Annotated in this window: 17 protein-coding genes; 9 read left to right on the top strand and 8 right to left on the bottom strand. The window is 67.8% G+C overall.

What is annotated here, in order from left to right:
• Positions 1-2: 2 nt before the first annotated feature.
• Complete coding sequence (argF, locus tag ACOZ4N_RS13385; protein ID WP_424016867.1) at positions 3-890, top strand: ornithine carbamoyltransferase; 888 nt, start codon at positions 3-5, stop codon at positions 888-890.
• A 192-nt stretch (positions 891-1082) separates the two neighbouring features.
• Here argF and ACOZ4N_RS13380 read toward each other — a convergent pair whose 3' ends face one another.
• On the bottom strand, positions 1083-1298 hold the full coding sequence (locus ACOZ4N_RS13380) for a hypothetical protein (RefSeq protein ID WP_424016866.1): 216 nt from the start codon (positions 1296-1298) through the stop codon (positions 1083-1085).
• Positions 1299-1415: 117 nt separating this feature from the next.
• Here ACOZ4N_RS13380 and ACOZ4N_RS13375 point away from each other — a divergent pair, with 117 nt between their 5' ends.
• Positions 1416-1703: a hypothetical protein gene (locus ACOZ4N_RS13375; RefSeq protein ID WP_424016865.1), complete on the top strand. Its 288-nt coding sequence runs from the start codon at positions 1416-1418 to the stop codon at positions 1701-1703.
• 162 nt (positions 1704-1865) lie between these two features.
• Here ACOZ4N_RS13375 and ACOZ4N_RS13370 read toward each other — a convergent pair whose 3' ends face one another.
• From ACOZ4N_RS13370 to radA, 4 genes are all read right to left on the bottom strand, one after another.
• Positions 1866-2090, bottom strand: coding sequence for a helix-turn-helix transcriptional regulator (locus ACOZ4N_RS13370; protein ID WP_424016864.1), 225 nt, complete (start codon positions 2088-2090; stop codon positions 1866-1868).
• On the bottom strand, positions 2087-2488 hold the full coding sequence (locus ACOZ4N_RS13365) for a DUF2178 domain-containing protein (RefSeq protein ID WP_424016863.1): 402 nt from the start codon (positions 2486-2488) through the stop codon (positions 2087-2089). The genes ACOZ4N_RS13370 and ACOZ4N_RS13365 overlap by 4 nt, the downstream gene beginning before the upstream one ends.
• Positions 2485-2880, bottom strand: coding sequence for a hypothetical protein (locus tag ACOZ4N_RS13360; protein WP_424016862.1), 396 nt, complete (start codon positions 2878-2880; stop codon positions 2485-2487). The genes ACOZ4N_RS13365 and ACOZ4N_RS13360 overlap by 4 nt, the downstream gene beginning before the upstream one ends.
• A gap of 309 nt (positions 2881-3189) precedes the next feature.
• The gene (gene radA, locus ACOZ4N_RS13355) at positions 3190-4227 is read right to left on the bottom strand and encodes a DNA repair and recombination protein RadA (protein WP_424016861.1); all 1038 of its coding nucleotides are present in this window, start codon (positions 4225-4227) and stop codon (positions 3190-3192) included.
• A gap of 191 nt (positions 4228-4418) precedes the next feature.
• On the opposite strand from radA, the gene ACOZ4N_RS13350 reads away from it, so the two are divergent.
• Positions 4419-5096 (top strand): histidine kinase N-terminal 7TM domain-containing protein, encoded by a 678-nt coding sequence (locus tag ACOZ4N_RS13350; protein WP_424016860.1) that lies wholly within the window; start codon positions 4419-4421, stop codon positions 5094-5096.
• Here the strand turns inward: ACOZ4N_RS13350 and pspAB are convergent.
• Positions 5093-5725, bottom strand: coding sequence for a PspA-associated protein PspAB (gene pspAB, locus ACOZ4N_RS13345; RefSeq protein ID WP_424016859.1), 633 nt, complete (start codon positions 5723-5725; stop codon positions 5093-5095). The two genes, ACOZ4N_RS13350 and pspAB, sit on opposite strands and share 4 nt — an antisense overlap.
• A gap of 103 nt (positions 5726-5828) precedes the next feature.
• Between pspAB and ACOZ4N_RS13340 the strand changes: the two genes are divergently transcribed.
• The gene (locus tag ACOZ4N_RS13340; protein WP_424016858.1) at positions 5829-7631 is read left to right on the top strand and encodes an ATP-binding protein; all 1803 of its coding nucleotides are present in this window, start codon (positions 5829-5831) and stop codon (positions 7629-7631) included.
• Here the strand turns inward: ACOZ4N_RS13340 and htpX are convergent.
• Complete coding sequence (gene htpX, locus ACOZ4N_RS13335; RefSeq protein ID WP_424016857.1) at positions 7628-8497, bottom strand: zinc metalloprotease HtpX; 870 nt, start codon at positions 8495-8497, stop codon at positions 7628-7630. The genes ACOZ4N_RS13340 and htpX overlap by 4 nt on opposite strands.
• A gap of 111 nt (positions 8498-8608) precedes the next feature.
• On the opposite strand from htpX, the gene ACOZ4N_RS13330 reads away from it, so the two are divergent.
• The 4 genes from ACOZ4N_RS13330 to ACOZ4N_RS13315 are packed head-to-tail and all read left to right on the top strand — an operon-like array spanning position 8609 to position 11494.
• Positions 8609-9742, top strand: coding sequence for a 60S ribosomal export protein NMD3 (locus tag ACOZ4N_RS13330; RefSeq protein ID WP_424016856.1), 1134 nt, complete (start codon positions 8609-8611; stop codon positions 9740-9742).
• The gene (locus ACOZ4N_RS13325; protein WP_424016855.1) at positions 9739-10761 is read left to right on the top strand and encodes a class I SAM-dependent methyltransferase; all 1023 of its coding nucleotides are present in this window, start codon (positions 9739-9741) and stop codon (positions 10759-10761) included. The genes ACOZ4N_RS13330 and ACOZ4N_RS13325 overlap by 4 nt, the downstream gene beginning before the upstream one ends.
• 56 nt (positions 10762-10817) lie before the next feature.
• Positions 10818-11066 carry an AbrB/MazE/SpoVT family DNA-binding domain-containing protein gene (locus ACOZ4N_RS13320; RefSeq protein WP_424016854.1) on the top strand — a complete coding sequence of 83 codons (249 nt, stop codon included), beginning with the start codon at positions 10818-10820 and terminating at the stop codon, positions 11064-11066.
• Positions 11066-11494 (top strand): type II toxin-antitoxin system VapC family toxin, encoded by a 429-nt coding sequence (locus tag ACOZ4N_RS13315; RefSeq protein WP_424016853.1) that lies wholly within the window; start codon positions 11066-11068, stop codon positions 11492-11494. Before ACOZ4N_RS13320 ends, ACOZ4N_RS13315 begins: the two co-directional genes overlap by 1 nt.
• 153 nt (positions 11495-11647) lie before the next feature.
• On the opposite strand, the gene ACOZ4N_RS13310 is transcribed toward ACOZ4N_RS13315, so the two are convergent.
• The gene (locus ACOZ4N_RS13310) at positions 11648-13390 is read right to left on the bottom strand and encodes a helicase C-terminal domain-containing protein (protein WP_424016852.1); all 1743 of its coding nucleotides are present in this window, start codon (positions 13388-13390) and stop codon (positions 11648-11650) included.
• Between the two features lie 87 nt (positions 13391-13477).
• Between ACOZ4N_RS13310 and ACOZ4N_RS13305 the strand changes: the two genes are divergently transcribed.
• Positions 13478-14752, top strand: a complete 1275-nt coding sequence (locus ACOZ4N_RS13305; protein WP_424016851.1) for a hypothetical protein — start codon at positions 13478-13480, stop codon at positions 14750-14752.
• The last annotated feature ends 66 nt before the right edge of the window (positions 14753-14818 follow it).

The raw sequence follows: 14818 nt of genomic DNA, 5'->3' as shown, positions 1-14818 counted from the left end.
CCATGGCGCGCGCACTCCTGGACGTCGACGACCTGACGGGCGACGAACTGACGGCGGTGCTCGACCGCGCCGCGGCGCTGAAGGCGGCCGACGACGGCCGGCAACCCCTCGAAGATCGGACGCTGGGGATGATCTTCGAGAAACCGTCGACGCGGACACGGGTCTCCTTCGAGACCGGGATGACCCAGCTCGGCGGGCACGCCATCTTCCTCGGGCCGGACGACATCCACCTCGGCCACGGCGAGCCGATCAAGGACACGGCGCGTGCGGTGTCGCGGTACGTCGATTTCATCATGGCCCGGGTGTTCGACCACGCGGACGTGGTGGAACTGGGCGAGTTCGCGACCGTGCCGGTGATCAACGGGCTGACCGACGACGCTCACCCCTGCCAGACGCTGGCGGATCTGTTGACCATCCGCGAGCGGTTCGGCGGGTTCGACGTGGAGGTGGCCTGGGTCGGCGACGGTAACAACGTCGCCCAGTCGTTCGTGCTGGGCGCGGCGATGGCCGGCATCGACCTGACCGTCGCCACGCCGGAGGGGTACGGCATCGACGACGACGTACTCAAGCGTGCGGCCGGGCTGGGCAGTGAACCCGAGACGACGACGGACCCGGCGGCGGCCGTCGAAGACGCCGACGTGGTCTACACCGACGTGTGGGTCAGCATGGGCCAGGAGGACAAGCGCGAGCAGAAACTCGCCGATTTCGACGGCTTCCAGGTCACGACCGACCTGCTCGGCGACCGGCCGCTGATGCACTGCCTGCCGGCTCACCGCGGCGAGGAAGTGACCGACGAGGCCCTGGAGAGCGAGAACGCCATCGTCTGGGACCAGGCGGAGAATCGGATGCACGCCCAGAACGGCTTGCTGGTGTGGCTGTCCGAGCAGTAGCACCGGCCACGAACGGAGTGAGTGGCCGCTTTTTCGCCCACGTTTTTGCCGCGAGCGGTGGCCGCAGGCCACCCGAGCGGGAAAAAGGTGGAGGTGGAGTACCGGATGCACGCCCAGAACGGGTTGCTGGTGTGGCTGTCCGAGCAGTAGCACCGGCGAGCGGCGTAGCTGCGAGCCAGCGAGCCGTTCGTTTCAACGCTGTTGCTGACGACGTGACGCCCGGAGCGGCCGCACCACGCCTGCCCACGCGACGAACAGGAGCATGAGGGCGATCTCGATGCTCGGCAGCGACACGAGTTCCATCTGTCCTGTCGCGACCAGCCAGGCGAGCGCGCCGCTGGCCGCGAGGACGGAGAGGGCGACCGGGACGGGACCCGGTGCAGGGATGTCCGTAAGCCGCGGGACCATGTTTCCCCATCGTGTTGCTCAAACGATCAATCTGGCGTCTGACTTTTGCAGACGAGGCTCGGCACACCTGAAGCGAAAATCGAATTTATATCGCTGGCGGTGCGACGGGACGGTGAGATGACGCCCGATCCAGCCCGGCGTGTCGAATCTGATCGGGCCAGGCGGATACAGCAGGTGGCGGTCTACGTCGGATCGACCGTCTTCGCGCTCACCATCATCGGCGGGGCGTTCGTCCTCACACCGGGGCTCCCGGACTGTCCGCCGTACGGTCGGTTCGGGTGTCTGTACACGCCCTGGACTCGTCGGTTCGTGATCAACGGGCTCCTGATCTTCGGCGTCTTCGTGATCGTGTTGGTTCCGATCCGGATCGCCCTCAGCCTCGTGCAGGCGGCCCGCGAGCAGTGAAGCTCAAACGTCCGTTTGAGTCTCCGGAACCACTGTTATCCCGCCGCGACAAACGACGAGTGGGTGGGCCACCACCCGCACACCACCCTGCCTGCCCTTCCGGCCCCGCTGCCCTCCTGCCCCGTCTCTCATGGAGGAGTTCCGGGGGCTCGTCCTCCGTTTTTACGCGTGATCGCTCGCAGTGGTCTCCATCTCCACCTCGGGGTGAAACACGTCCTCGACGGGACACTCGAAGAACGCGGCGAGTTTGAAGACGAGTTCGACGGATGGGTCGTACCGGTTGCCTTCGACGGCATTTATGGTCTGGCGCGTGACGCCGACGTGTTCGGCCAGCTCGCGCTGGCTCAGTCCGTACCGTTCCCGGTGTTCCTGCAGTGAGTTTTTCATGCTGATCGCTGGCGTCCGAGTGCGAACGTGAGTGCGCCGTAGGTCAGGTACAGCACCGCGACGAACAGCGCGATGGCGACGCTCCAGGGTTGCCACTCGAACAGGCCGAGGCCCCACGCGACGGTCAGCGCGGGGAACACGCCGGCGGAGGCCCAGCCGAAGATCGTGAGCGTCCAGCGCGCGGCGTCGCGGGAGATGTCGACGTCCCGTTCGTCGAACACCGGAACGTCGGCGGTCGCCTGGAGGCCCACCGCACCCGCCAGTGCGACGGCGTAGACGCCGACGGCGACGAACGGCCGGTTCAGGACGGTAAACGCCGCGAGACCGAGCCCGGAGACGGCCGCCAGCCCCGCGACCGCCGAGCGAATCCGGCCCGCGCGGCCGAGCAGTCCCGTCACGCGGCGGCCCCCCGGACCTGCCGTCCCACTGTGACCGCGCCGTACAGGACGAAGACCGCGGCGATGGTCAGCCCGATGCCGGCCGTGAGCGGGGTCCACGTGAAGTACCCCAGGCCGGTAGCGGCCACGAGGCCCGGGAACACGACTGCGGCTGCCAGGCCTCCGACCGCGAGCGTCGTGTCCGCAGGTGATCGTGCCCGGTTCGGTGTGTCCGAGCCGTCGTCGGTCGCGAACCGGACGGCGGCGGCGAGCAGGGCCGCCACCGCGTAGACCGCCGCACCGACCAGTGGGCGGGTCGGTGCCAGCAGTCCGAGAACGGCCGCTCCAGCGCCGAACAGGAGGCCAGCGCCGATCTGTGCGTTCGCGTCGAGGGAGTGCTGTGTCGTTGCCATGTGTGCCACCTCGTCAAACGCTCTTGTCGTAAAGAGCGTTTTACAGTAAAACGTCTTTGACGTAGTAAAATAAGTTTTACGCCCGGTGGTGTGGCTGGCGAGAACACCGGTAACAGGGGCTTAGGACTGTACTTTGACCCGGTTGGCCGAGAAAAATTGGAGTGCGGTGCGGGTGCGGTGCAGGTGCGGTGTGGGTGCGGTCCACACACCGCGTCGCACCGAGCGCGAACGCAGTGAGCGCTCGGCCTTTTTCCCCAAGTTTTTGCACGAGGGGGTCGCTCTGCGACCCCCTCGTTTAAAAAGTGGGTCTTATTCGTCCATCAGGCCGCCTTCCTCGACGCGCATGACGCCCTCGCCGTCGGGGAGGTTGGGGGCGTCGACGAGTTTGACGATCCGCTTGTCGCCCTTGGATTTCCGGAGGTAGATGCGGAACGTGGAGGTGTGGCCCAGGATGTTCCCGCCGATGGGCTGGGTGGGGTCGCCGAAGAACGAATCGGGGTTGGAGGCGACCTGGTTGGTGACGACGACGGCGGTGTTGTTGAGGTCGCCGACGCGCATCAGGTCGTGGAGGTGTTTGTTCAGCTTCTGCTGGCGTTCGGCGAGTTCGCCACGGCCGACGTACTCGGCGCGGAAGTGCGCGGTCAGGGAGTCGACACAGAGCAGGCGGACGGGGAACTCGCCGTCCTGGCTCTCGCTGGCGATCTCCTTGGCCTTCTCCGCGAGCAGGATCTGGTGGTTGGAGTTGAACGCCTTCGCGACGTGGATGTTGTCGAGGAACCGCTCGACCAGTTCCTCCAGGTCTTCCTCGTTGTCGACGCTCGCGTCCTCCATCCCGAACAGCTCCATCGTGTCCTGGAGCACGTCGTCGTCGTGGCCGCGGACCATCTGGTCGATCCGCTCGGGGCGGAAGGTGTCCTCGGAGTCGACGAAGATGGCGCTGCCTTCGAGGCCGCCGTGTTCCTTGGGGAGCTGGACGTTGACCGCGAGCTGGTGGGTCACCTGGGACTTGCCGGCCCCGAACTCGCCGTACACTTCGGTGATCGACTGGGTCTCGACGCCGCCGCCGAGCAACTCGTCGACCTCCTCGACGCCCCAGGTGAGCTTCCCGATCTGTTCGCGGCGTTCGAGTACCTGCGCGCCGGACTCGAAGCCGCCGATGTCGGCGGCCTCGCGGGCGGCCTGGATGATGTCGGCGGCACTCGATTCGCCGATGTCGGCGGTGTTCGACAGTTCGCCGGGGCTCGCGACCGCGATGCCCTGATAGCCGTCGAATCCGTTCTCTTTCAGTTTCTCCGCTGTCGCCGGTCCCACACCCGGCAGCTCTTCGAGGTCTTCGTTCGTTGCCATACGCCGCCCTTCTGCCCCCTCCCACATAAACCCTCGTTAACACCGTAGTGAAAGTGAAACTGGTGGTCAGCGCCGCGGTGATCGGGAGTTCGACCCGAAGGGTAAGGTGTCAAGAAACGTGCGAGAAGTTCGCATGGCAATTGCAATATTTATATGCATGTCTACTGATAATGGACACTGGGGGATTCGGTGTGGCAATTGAACTAACACCATACACGATACCGCTGTGGGTCGTCGCCGTCGTGGGGAGCGGGCTCGCAGCACTGACCGCGTATTATCACGAACAGAAAGGCGCGTACGCGCTGTTCGCCGTGTTCATCGGTGCCGTCCTCTGGGCGGGCGGGTACGCCATGGAGATGAGTACACCGCCGTCACAGATGGCGATTTTCTGGTACAAGATCCACTTCATCGGGAGTGCCATCGTGCCGACGGCGATCCTCGTCATGGCGTTCCGGTTCACCGGGCGGGACGATTGGATCCGGGCCCGAAACATCGCGTTGCTGGCCGTCATGCCCGTCGTGACGACGGTGCTGATCATCACGAGTCACGACATCTGGATTCAGGGACACATCGCCAACACTGGACCGGAAGCGGTGTTGCCGCTGACCTATCAGTTCGGGCCGTGGTTCCCGATCTACGCCTACTACTCGCTGGCCATCGCGGTCGTCGCCATCGGGATGTTCGCCCAGGCGGCCCTGGAACGGAGCGACGAATCGTGGGTCAACACGACCACCGCCTTCCTGGTCGCCACGATCCTGCCGACGGTCGGGACGGGAATCTACGTGATCGGCAACACGACTATCGACTACGGTCCCTTCGCGTTCCTGGTCTCGGGCGTGTGCATCATGGCCGCGATGTTCTACCTCTAGTCCCAGGGATGACCCCGGGATGATTCGGGCCAGAGCGGGTACCAGTAGCGCTCGTCGTCTTCGACGTCGAGTTCGCCGTCGAGGACGCTCGCGAGTTTGAACTCGGTGGTGTCGTCGCGCTCGTGATCGCCCGCGGGGGCGAAGGGATAGTACGCGCCGCGCCGGAACGAGTACACCCAGTACAGCGGGCGGTCGGCGGTGTCGCCAGCGAGCGCGGTTTCGGGCCGCTCGAAGGCAAAGAGCGCCGCGAGCAACCGGGAGCCGTAGCCCCGTTCGACGAGGGTGTCGGCGGCGAAGTGGATGCTCGTCAGGAGGTCGTCCACGTCGTCGTCCCGGAGGACGACCCAGTCGTAGCCGTGCCGGTCCGCGCGGAACGTCGCGGCGGTGCCGGTCTCGGCTTCGCCGGCGTCGAGGATGGCCGCGACCTCGTCGACGGCGTCGGTGAAGTCGGTGCTGTCGACGCTGGCAAAGCAGAGCGCGGCGACGCCGGCCGACTCGAACCCCAGATCGGCCGCCATCGTGACGTAGGCGGTACTCATCCCGAACAGGTCCTCGGGATCGGCCGGTCGGGTGGCGGCGGCCTCGGCCTCGACCCCGAGGACCCGTCGGAGTTGCTCGAACAGTCCCATACTCACATCGTCGGAGCGGACGCTCTTGGCTCTGCTCACTGTCGTTTCGGCAGTCGTTTCTCGACTCGGGTTTAAGCCCTGTCAGTTCGGGAGTGTTGATACCATGGCCGCACAGGGCGTCCCGGCAGTGACGGCACTCTCGCTGTGCAGTGCCGTCGCGTTCGCGGCTGTCGCGATCCGGGCCGCCCGCCGACGCCCCGGGGCCGGGGCACAGTGGTTCGCGGCCACGATCGGGTTACTGGCCGTCGGCGCGGCCGGGACCGCCGTCGCCTACTACTCGGCGGGGACGGTCGACCTAGCGACGGGTATCTATCCGCTGATCGTCGTCGTGATGCCGGTCGTGTGGGCGCGCTTCGCCTTCGAGTACTACGGGCTGTTCGAGTTCACCTCCCGGCGGCGGACGGTCGCGTTGATCGCGCCGGCCGTCGTCGCCGCCCTGGCCGGGACGTGGGTGGGGCTGGTGGAAGTCGGCCTGTTCCCCACGGTTTCCGAGACACTCGTCCTCAGCGTGTACAGCGGCTACGTGGCGATGCATTTCTACTCGGCGACCGTCCTGCTCGTCGCGGTCGGCCTGCTCGTCCGAACGAGTCTGCGCCGGGACCACCTCGGCCTGTCGCTCGGGGGCGCGCTGGCGGTGATCGTCCTCGGGCCCTGGGTCGGGAACTTCATCCACGGGGCGTTTCGGGTGACCGACACGACCGTCCCGGGCGTCGCCGACGAGATGATCCGTGTCGGCGCGATCGCCGTCGGTGCCGTCGCCGCCGTCGCCGCCGTCTCTCGCTACCGTCTGTTCGAGGGATTGCCCGCCGCCGGGACCATCGGCCCGGAGACCGTCCTCGAGGAGATGGACGACCTCGTTGTCGTCACCGACAGGGCCGGACGCGTCGTCCGACTCAACGAACGGGCACGCCGGGCCTTCGCCGACGACGGGGCGCCCGTCGACCGGACCATCGACGACGTGCTGGGCACCTCGGTCGACGCCCTCGCCGACCGCGACGGCGTGCGTCTGGACACCACGACGGGTCCTCGACAGTTCGACCCCTCGGTGTCCGAACTCACGAACGAACAGGGTCACTGTATCGGCCACGCCCTCGTCTTCCGGGACGTGACCGAGCGGTACACCCGCCGCCAGCGGCTCTCGGTGCTCAACCGGGTCCTGCGGCACAATCTCCGCAACGAGACCGCGACCATCGTCACCCGCGCGGAGGTGATCGCCGAGCAGGTCGACGACGACACCGCCGGGCTCGCCGACGAGGTCGTCGATACCGCGCTGTCGATCGCCGAGACCGGCGACAAGGCCCGCCGGATCGAGCGGATGATGGCCGTCCCGGTGACGCCCGACCCCCGGACCGACGTAGCCAGCGTCGTCCGGGACGTCGTCGATACGATCCGGGAGGAGACGGGGTGTGCGGTCTCCTGGTCGGCCCCAGAGGGCGTCGTCGCCCGGGCCGACCACCGGGTCCTCCACCCCGTCCTCGAAGATCTCGTCGAGAACGCCGTGGAGCACAACGACGCGGTCGACCCGACCGTCGACGTGTCCGTCACCGTCGACCCCGAGGCCGACCTGCCGGTCGAGATCACCGTCACCGACGATGGCCCCGGTATCCCCGAGTCCGAGCGTTCGCCGGTCGTCGACGGGGCCGAGGCCCCTCTCGAACACGGGAGCGGGCTGGGCCTCTGGGGCGTCAAGTGGGGCGTCACCCGGATGGGTGGCTCGCTCACCTTCGAGGACAACGATCCCCGCGGGACCATCGTTCGCGTCCGCGTCCCGACGCCGGCCGACGCCGACGACGCGGCGGCCGTCGACGAGGCGGTCGCGCAGACGGAGGTCCCGCCACGGACGCCGCCGGCGGTCCCGCCCGGCACCATCCGGGACCTGGACGCCTCGACGGACGGGTCGTCCTAGCGACCTGCCAGTTCACGTTCGAGGTCCTGCAACCGCTCGATCCGGCGCTCGGTCGCGGGGTGGGTCCGGGCGAGTCGCCCGATGAACCCCCGGCTGATCGGGATCACGAAGAAGGCGTTCATTTCGGCCTGTTCCCGGAGGTCCTCCTTGGGGACCCGATCCATCCGGCCGTCGATGGTCGCCAGCGCCGAGGCCAGCGCGGCGGGGTTGCCCGTGATGAGCGCGCCGCCGCGGTCGGCCGCGAACTCCCGGTAGCGGCTGAGTGCGCGGATCAACAGGAAGGAGACGACCCACACGACAAGCGAGACGGCGATGGCGACGACGACGCCCCCGCCGCGGCGGTTGCGCCCGCCGAACAGCCAGCCCCACCGGACGATCAGGAAGGCGATGGTCGAGAGGAACGAGGCGATGGTCATCACCGCCACGTCCCGGTTCTTGATGTGGGCGAGTTCGTGGGCCAGCACGCCGTCGAGTTCGTCCGGGTCGAGTGCCGCCAGCAGGCCGGTGGTCACGCAGACGGTGGCGTTCTGCTGGGACCGGCCGGTCGCGAAGGCGTTTGGTACCCCCGACTCGGCGACGGCGACCGTCGGCATCGGCAGGTCCGCCTGCTGTGAGAGCCGCCGGACCGACCGGTAGAGGTCGGGGTACTCCGATTCCTCGACCTCGCTCGCGCCCATACTCCGGAGCGCCAGTTTGTCGCTGAAGAAAAACTGCGCGCCCATGAACGCGCCCATCACCAGCAGGATGGGGAGGATGCCCTGGACGTACAGCGAGAGCACGCCGACGAACAGGACGTAGAGGCCGCCGAGCAAGAGCATGGTCAGCACCATGCGACCCCGGAGGCCCCAGTCTGTCTGCCACTCCATACGGCGTGTAGGGGCCGCGTCCAATTAAGCACCGCGTGGCGGGGGGTAGCCCACGTGATGGTGCGGCCGAGAGCGCGAGGCTTAACCGGTCGAATCGAGTACGAGGGGCCAATGAGCGAGTCACGCGAGTTCTGTCCGCGCTGCGGGGAGACCATCCCGGAGCGGCCGGAACCCCGCCCCGGCGAGCCCAGAGATCCGGACCGCGTGCTCTGTAACGACTGTTACTTCGAGGAGTTCGACCTCGTGGACGCCCCGGATCGCATCGAGATCCGGGTCTGTGCCCAGTGTGGCGCGGTCCATCGGGGGAACCGCTGGGTGGACGTGGGGGCCGACGACTACGTGGACGTGGCCGTCGAGGAGGTCAGCGAAGCCCTGGCGGTCCACCTCGAAGCCGAGGCCGTCGACTGGGAGGTCGCGCCCGAACAGGTCGACGCGACGACGATCAAGATGCACTGCCGGTTCTCGGGGATCGTCCGGGACACGCCGGTCGTCGAGGACGTGCTGGTGCCCGTGAAGATCTCCCGCGAGACCTGCAAGCGGTGTGGCCGCATCGCCGGCGGCTCGTACGCCGCCATCGTGCAGGTGCGAGCCGACGAGCGCGACCCGAGCGACGGCGAACTCGAACAGGCCGAGCGCATCGCCCGGGAGTACATCGCGGACCGGGAGGAGAAAGGCGACCGCAACGCCTACATCACCGAGGTCAGCCACGTCGAGGGCGGCCTCGACATGAAGATCTCGACCACGCAGATGGGCGGCGGCATCGCGGAGCGAATCATCCGCCAGCTCGGGGGGTCCTACACGTCGAACGAGACCCTCGTGACCGAGGACAGCGACGGTAACGAGGTCTACCGGGTGACCTACGCCATCCGCCTGCCTCGCTACCGACCCGGCGAGGTCATCGACCCCGATGACGACGACGGTCCCGTCCTCGTCCGCAGCGTTCGGGGCAACCTCAAGGGGCGGCGCGTCACGACCGGCGAGCCCTTCGAGGCCAGTTTCGAGGACGAGAACGCCCCGGACGCCCGGCGGCTGGGGACCCGCGAGGAGGCCGACGAGACGACGCTGGTCGCCGTCGAAGACGAAAACGCCGTGCAGGTGCTGGACCCCGAGACCTACGAGGCCAAGACCGTCGCTCGCCCGGACTACCTCGACCCCGACGCCGACAGCGTGCCCGTCCTCAAGAGTCGTGCCGGCCTGCACGTCCTGCCCGAAAGCGACGGGGACGCAGAGGACGACGAGGCATGACCGGCCAGACCGACGACGCCGACCCTCTCGCCGCGGTCGTCGCGCGGGGCCGCGCCGAGTCCGCGGCCGACGCCCTCCGCGAGGAAGGGGTCTACGACGACGACCGGAGTGTCAGACCGTTCGGCGAGGACGCCGTCGCGCTCCCGGTGACGGCCCCGCCCGAGGAGACGGCGGTCCGGGAGGTCGTCCGACAGGCGGCCGAGCCACGCCTCCGGAACCTGGACGATCACCTCCGCGAGCGGGGCTGGACGGCCGAGGAACGCGAGCGAGCGCCGAGTTCGTGGGCCGTCATCGGCACTGTCGTCCTCGTGGAAACCGGCGACGCGCCCCGTCCCGAGGAGGTCGGCGAGGCCCTGCTGGACCTGCACGCCAACGCCGACACCGTGCTGGCTCGTCACGGAATCGACGGCCAGCAACGTGAACCCGACGTGGCGGTGATCGCCGGCGCGGGCGACACCGAGACGATTCATACAGAGCACGGGACCCGATACGCGCTCGACCTGGCCGAAGTGATGTTCTCGCCCGGCAACAAGGCCGAACGCAAGCGGATGGGCGAGGTGGTTGCCGAGGGTGATCGAGTCTTCGACATGTTCGCCGGCGTCGGCTACTTCACGCTCCCGATGGCCCGGGCCGGCGCGCGGGTCACCGCCGCGGAGATCAACCCCACCTCCTTCCGCTACCTGCTGGAGAACGCCAAACTCAACGACGTACACGAACGGGTCGACCTGTATCGGGCGGACTGCCGGGACGTGGCCGAGGGCGTCGAGGCCGACCGGGTGGTGATGGGCTACTACGACGCCCACGAGTACCTGGACGCGGCCCTCGACGCCCTCGTTTCCGGTGGCATCGTCCACATGCACGAGGCCACGCCCGAGTCGCTGGTGTACGACCGCCCCGTCGAACGGCTGGAGGCGGCCGCCGCCGAGCGCGGTCGGGCGGTGGAGATTCTGGACCGGCGCACGGTCAAGGGCTACAGCGAGGGGGTCGCACACGTGGTCGTGGACGCGCGGCTCGAGTGACTCTCGGCGATAATTTGGGGGCAAATTACTTTCCGCCGGCCGACGTACCGTCGAACATGTCCCACGACGTGGAGGACGAAACGACCGTGAACGACAGCTACTCCGTCACGGTCCCGGCGGCGGTTCGGGAGGAGGCGGGAATCGAAGCCGGCGACAAACTTCGCTGGCGGGTCGACGACGAAGGACGGCTCTCGGTCGAACTAGTCAAACAGCGGTACGGGGCGTTCTCGGATCTCGAACCGGTAGACATCGGCGAGCAGACGGACGCAGCCGAAGATCACGACCTCGTCGCGGGCGACTACTGATGGCCCGCGTCGTCGTCGATGCGAACGTTCTCATCGCCGCTCGACTGTCTCGTGACCAGAACCACGACCGCGGGAGCAGGATCACCCGCGCGTTCGATCAGGGCTCGCTCCCGACGGCTCTCGTTCTGAGCGACGTTCTCGAAGAGGTCTGTAATTACTTACAGGAGCGTGGAACACACGACGTTGCGACGGCGACGCTCGATGCACTCGTCGAGAGCAGTGGCTTCGAGCTCGTCTACACGCCGAAATCCGACTTCGGGGCCGGACGGTCCCTGTTCCGGAAATACGACTCGCTCTCACTGACCGACGCGGTCGTCGCCGCGTCGATGCACCGCCAGGACCTCGAATATCTCTACTCCTTCGACGACGACTTCGACGCCGTCGAGGGGCTGACACGGCTGACGACACCCGACGACCCGTTCTCTTGAGAGCGCCGTCGGGGCGGAGCTGTACGGCTCGGCCCGAAAACCCTAATTCCCGTGGTCACGAACCGGAGGTATGGACCGAAAACAGATCATCGCGATCATCTTCGTGATCCTGATGATCGGCTCGCCCGTCGCCTACGCGACGGTGTCGTTCTTCTAGCTGTCCCAGACGTCCGACAGGGGGTGGGAGCCGTCGGAGTCACGGGTCGACGAGCGACGCGACCGTGATCGGGACCGCGACCGACTCCGCTCGCTCGTCTCGCCGACCGCCGCCCCCGAATCCAGGTCCGGCAGGTCCGGCTTCGACATCCGGTCGACCTGTTCGGCGAACCAGTCGGGCATGTCCGTGCGAGCGCGCTCGAACAGGTCCAGCAGCGAGGAATCGCCGAGATACGTCGCGCCGTAGTCGTCCGGGGCGCGAACCACGCGGCCACAGGCCTGGATGACCGTCCGGAGCGCCGCGCGGTAGTACCAGCCCCACTGGCCGTCCTCCAGTCGCTGGGCGACCCGCGAGTCTCGCGTGTTGGGGTAGGGCGCTTTACAGAGCAGTTGCCAGCGCGCCAGGTCCCCCTCAAGATCGAGGGCCTCCTCCATCTTGACCGAGAGAAATACCTCGTTGCCGTCGCTTCGCTTCCACGTCGAGAGGACGGCGTCGCGGTTCTCGCGGTCGTGGACCCGGATTCGCTCGTCGACGCCGTACTCGCCGAGCAGGTCGACCAGTCGCTCCTGAATCCCGTAGGAGTGGCAGTGGACCAGTCCCTTCTCCGACGGGTGGGCCTGCATGATCCGCACCAGCGTCTCGGCCATGCGCGGGAGGGTCCGATCCCGTTTCTCGTAGGTCATCTTCCCCTGTGTCACGTCGTACAGCGGGCGGTTCTCGACGGGGAAGGTGTGGTCGACCTCCACGAGCGCCACGCGCGAGGGGTCCAGTCCCGCGCCGGCACAGAAGGCGTCCTTGCTCAAGATCGTGGCCGACAGCAGGGCGAACTTCTGGCCGCGGTCCCAGACGGTGTGTTTGAGGTACCGCTCGGGGTTCATCGGCTTGATCGTCACGGCCGTCCCCGCGCCGTCGGGCTGATCGACGACCCACGTCGTCGCGCTGTCGGGGTCCCGGTAGTCCTCGAGGAACCACTGGAGTTCCGAGATCAACTCGGTCAGGCGGTCGCGTTCGGCCACCTCGTCGGGGTCGAGTTCGGCGTTACCCCGCAACTCCTCCTGGCGGCGCGAGGCGATTCGCATGACTTTCTCGGCGTACCCCTCGGCGTCGTCGGGGCCGTCGATGTCCGGGGGCTGTACGTCGCCCCAGACTGGCACTCTGCGCGGCGAGAGATCGATAGTCGCGTACATCTCGGCCCACTCGGCGAGGCCGTGGGCCTCGTCGATGACCACCACGTCGCGCTGGCCGAACACGTCAGAGCCGGCGGTCTGCATGAAGTACGCGAGCGTCATCGCGGCGATGGGGCGGTTGGCGGCGATGGAGCGGTCCGAGAAGTACGGACAGCGGTGTTTGACCTGGCAGTCGAACATCCGCTCGCGGTTGCAGGGGGCCTGATCGACGGGGGTATCGGTCTCGCCCGGCAGGATACAGGAGTAGTTGTTCTTCCCGCGGATGATCTCCAGGTCTTCCAGCAGGTCGTCCGAGGCCACGTCGTCCAGCTGGGAGACCTGGGGTGTGGTGTAGTACGCGCCGATGGGCTCGTTGGCATCGGCTTCCCCGGCAGTCCGGGCCGCGCCCGCGATGGACCGGGCGAGCAGGGACTTGCCGCTCCCGGTCGGGGCGCGCACCAGCACCACGTCGTTACCGGCCTCGAACGCGGCGCGGATGTCCGCCAGGGCCTGCTCCTGGTTCCCGCGGTAGGCGGGCGCGGGAAACTCCGACTCGATCCGGGCGGGGTTCACGTCACTCGATGGGCACCTCCGGGGCTAAAGTCGTTCGGCTCGGACTACCCACCGGAGTTAAGTTACAGCTAATCGTCACGTTCGCGCATGGACGAGTCCCCGCGCCGTCGCGTCCTCCGAACAGGCACTGCCCTCCTCGCCGGCGGCCTGACGGTCGGCCTCGGCGGCTGTCTGCAGCGTGACGACACCGACACGCCGACCGACGACGGCGGCGACGGCGGCGACGACCTGCCCGCCTACACCGACTGGTTGCCCGCGCCCGACGCACTGAACGGGCAACGGTACCCGATCACGGTGATCGACGTTGCGGCGGCCCGCGACCACGCCGCCGTTATCGAGGGCACGCGGTTCGACGGGCTGACCTCCTCGGGGGTGCAGTACCCGGGGATCGAACCGGACGCGTTCACGCGCATGGTCGGCGTCGGGCAGGTGCAGGTCCTCACCGGCGACTTCGAGTCCGACACGTTCGCCGGGCTCCTCGACGACCGCGCGCTCACCGAGGCGGGCACGGCCGGTGACTACACGCTCTACGACGGCGGTGCCGGTGCCGCCGCTCTCACCACCGACGTGGCCGTCGTCACTCGCAACGGATCGCTCGCCGACGTTCGGGCGGTTCTCGACGCGAAACGCGGCGCGGCCGACCGGTTCACCGCAGTCGACGACGATTGCCGCCGACTCGTGACGGCGCTGGGTGACGCGACGCTCGTGTTCGGTCTGCCACATCCCGGTCCGTCCGGGATCGACGGCGTCGTCGCGTACGGCGGGGCGTTCACCGTCGCGGGCGAGCGAACGACGCTCGACGCACCGCTCGTCTTCGAGAACCGGGGGGCGGCCGCCGTCGACGCGGTCGAGACGGCCCTCGCCGACGAAGACTACTTCGACCCGGCAACCTCGACGAGCGTCACGCGCCGGGGCCGGAGCGTCGTCGTCACGGCCTCGTTTCCGACGGACGCGGTGCAGTCCCTCTCGCCGCCGTACCTGTGGGCCGACCGACAGCGACGGACGCCGAAGGTACAGTTCGCCTACGACTACGACCACCGCGGCGACGACGCGGGGGTCCTCACGATCCAGCACGACGGCGGTGACTCGATCAGGGCGGCCGAACTGTTCCTCCGCGGGGCCGGGTTCCTGTCCGCCGACGGGATTCCCGACACCGCCCCAGCCGATCTGGACGTGAGCGAACCCGGTGCGCAGTGGCCGAACGACGCGGCGTCCGGGGAGATCGACGACGCCCCCGCCGTCGTCGGCGGCGACGAGGTCCGGATCGGTGTCGCCAGCGACTACGAGATCTCGGTCGTCTGGGAACCCATCGACGGTGACACGTCGGCGACGCTCGGTGATGGCGCGGGTCCGGACGCCTGAAGACGGACGGACCGATTCCCCGGCCCGTCCGGTGGAACTAAGTATTTTCTCGCGGTCATGTCTCTT

It is taken from the genome of Halorientalis pallida, from assembly GCF_049605515.1.
GTDB classification, from domain to species: domain Archaea; phylum Halobacteriota; class Halobacteria; order Halobacteriales; family Haloarculaceae; genus Halorientalis; species Halorientalis pallida_A.
The sequence above is the reverse complement of the archived record's forward strand: the minus strand, read 5'-3'. Positions and strand labels throughout refer to the sequence as shown.

What these genes read in the sequence shown, in the direction of transcription:
- ACOZ4N_RS13340 (WP_424016858.1), top strand. Translation starts at nt 5,829, where the DNA reads ATGGCCGCACAGGGCGTCCCGGCAGTGACGGCACTCTCGCTGTGCAGT.
- ACOZ4N_RS13305 (WP_424016851.1), top strand. Translation starts at nt 13,478, where the DNA reads ATGGACGAGTCCCCGCGCCGTCGCGTCCTCCGAACAGGCACTGCCCTC.
- ACOZ4N_RS13370 (WP_424016864.1), bottom strand. Translation starts at nt 2,090, where the DNA reads ATGAAAAACTCACTGCAGGAACACCGGGAACGGTACGGACTGAGCCAG.
- ACOZ4N_RS13360 (WP_424016862.1), bottom strand. Translation starts at nt 2,880, where the DNA reads ATGGCAACGACACAGCACTCCCTCGACGCGAACGCACAGATCGGCGCT.
- htpX (WP_424016857.1), bottom strand. Translation starts at nt 8,497, where the DNA reads ATGGAGTGGCAGACAGACTGGGGCCTCCGGGGTCGCATGGTGCTGACC.
- radA (WP_424016861.1), bottom strand. Translation starts at nt 4,227, where the DNA reads ATGGCAACGAACGAAGACCTCGAAGAGCTGCCGGGTGTGGGACCGGCG.
- pspAB (WP_424016859.1), bottom strand. Translation starts at nt 5,725, where the DNA reads ATGGGACTGTTCGAGCAACTCCGACGGGTCCTCGGGGTCGAGGCCGAG.
- ACOZ4N_RS13330 (WP_424016856.1), top strand. Translation starts at nt 8,609, where the DNA reads ATGAGCGAGTCACGCGAGTTCTGTCCGCGCTGCGGGGAGACCATCCCG.
- ACOZ4N_RS13320 (WP_424016854.1), top strand. Translation starts at nt 10,818, where the DNA reads ATGTCCCACGACGTGGAGGACGAAACGACCGTGAACGACAGCTACTCC.
- ACOZ4N_RS13315 (WP_424016853.1), top strand. Translation starts at nt 11,066, where the DNA reads ATGGCCCGCGTCGTCGTCGATGCGAACGTTCTCATCGCCGCTCGACTG.
- argF (WP_424016867.1), top strand. Translation starts at nt 3, where the DNA reads ATGGCGCGCGCACTCCTGGACGTCGACGACCTGACGGGCGACGAACTG.
- ACOZ4N_RS13380 (WP_424016866.1), bottom strand. Translation starts at nt 1,298, where the DNA reads ATGGTCCCGCGGCTTACGGACATCCCTGCACCGGGTCCCGTCCCGGTC.
- ACOZ4N_RS13325 (WP_424016855.1), top strand. Translation starts at nt 9,739, where the DNA reads ATGACCGGCCAGACCGACGACGCCGACCCTCTCGCCGCGGTCGTCGCG.
- ACOZ4N_RS13375 (WP_424016865.1), top strand. Translation starts at nt 1,416, where the DNA reads ATGACGCCCGATCCAGCCCGGCGTGTCGAATCTGATCGGGCCAGGCGG.